Raw genomic sequence first — 1,714 nt, 5'->3', positions numbered from 1 at the left:
AACCCAGCTAAATAGACGGGCATGATGGCACGCGTGTTCGGTGTAATGGCTGTAGCGACTTTATTTAAGTCGATGTTGCGGCTCGTTGGATCGATATCGACAAATATGGGTGTTGCGCCAACGCTCAGAATGACATTGGAGGTAGCTACCCAAGAAATCGGGGTAGTAATTACTTCATCGCCTGGACCAATACCAGCAACCTGCAGAGCGATTTTCATGGTGGCAGTGCCATTGGCAAAACACCGCACTGGGCGTCCGCCAAAGAATTCGCTCAAGGTGGCTTCAAATTCTGCCAACTTCGGTCCTGAGGTTACCCAACCAGAGCGCAATACCTCTGCAACCGCATCAATTGTTTCTTGATTGAAGTGCGGGCGCGTAAACGGAATAAATGGCAGAGAATTTGAATTGGCTGACATGGTGGCCTTAAGAATTTATTGTGCAGAGTTACTTAGTAATTCTGGGTGTTTAACAATGACGCGCCGAGAATCTCTCCCCACTTCTTGCATTGGGATATTTAATTTTTGTAACTCAATGTATTGCTCGGGGACCATTAAGGCATACGCGGTTTGATCTTCCTTCCAGCGCTCGATAAAGGCATCAAAGGTGGGAAGCCACAATTGTGGTTCTTGTTTCACACCAAACTCCAACTCATCCGGAGACTCCACCATGATCATGGTTCTGCCTAAATAGAAGGGCACCGTATGGTCTAGGATTCTTATGGAATAAAAGTTCACTTTCTCTGGAATGCCGGCCTTCACCTTTTCCACCAGGTCAATGCCAGAGACTGCGCGACCGAGAGTTTCATGTCCCGTACCGGCGATGATTGCGCAGAGAAAAAACCCACTAGCAAAAATCGTGATGCTCTTTAATCCATAGCGCTTGCTTTGAATAAATGCTAAGAGGCTAAATGAAATCAATGCAATCAGTGCTGCGATGATCCAATAGACATATTGCGCATAGGATTCAATCTCATCAGGCCGGGCTTGTTTTCCAGCCTGATCCAAAAAGAAAAATCCAACTCCACCCAAAATTGCAAAGAAGAGGGTTTGTAACTTCCAAGGCAATCCCAGTGAATTGCTAGAGTCTAATTTGCGATCTAAGCAATGCCCAACAAGTATTGCGAGTGCCGGAAAGACTGGGATGATATAGCCAGGTAACTTCGATTGAGAGACGCTAAAGAAGCCCATGATCACGGCAAACCAACAGGTCAGTAACCAGCCGCTGGAGAACTCGCGATTACGCTCTCGCCAAGCTTGAGTAATAGCACCAGGGGTTTGTGCAATCCATGGCAAAAAGCCTAGTAGTAGCAGTGGGATGAAGTAATAAATTGGGCCGGTTCTGCTATGGGCTGTTTGCGTAAAACGTTGCAGGTGCTCATGAATAAAGAAGAACTCCAGAAACTCTGGATTGCGTTGCGCTACCAGAACAAACCAGGGCGCAGTAATTGTTAAAAATAAAATGGTGCCGCTAATAATGTGAAGACGCTTCCAGATTTTCCAGTCCCATGCAGTAATGGAATAAACAATAAAAACCATTCCTGGTATAGCTAGTCCAATCACGCCTTTCGATAGGGTTGCTAGAGCCATGAAGGCCCAGCAAGCCCACATCCATCTCCTGGTGCCACTCGAGTTATGAGAAGTTTGTGCCAATAAAAGACTGCAGAGGGCAGCAACTAAAAATGCTGACAATCCCATATCCAGCGAGTTGATGTGGC

The 1,714-nt window shown here is 46.4% G+C and carries 2 protein-coding genes; both read right to left on the bottom strand.

The window, feature by feature from the left end; genetic code table 11:
- Positions 1-416 (bottom strand): DegT/DnrJ/EryC1/StrS aminotransferase family protein (locus B7X71_RS16445; protein ID WP_293601524.1); only part of this gene is annotated, 416 nt, incomplete at its 3' end.
- A 15-nt stretch (positions 417-431) separates the two neighbouring features.
- On the bottom strand, positions 432-1,714 hold a 1,283-nt coding region (locus B7X71_RS16440), incomplete at its 5' end, for a glycosyltransferase family 39 protein (RefSeq protein WP_293601523.1).

The organism is Polynucleobacter sp. 39-46-10 (assembly GCF_002282275.1).
The sequence above is the reverse complement of the archived record's forward strand: the minus strand, read 5'-3'. Positions and strand labels throughout refer to the sequence as shown.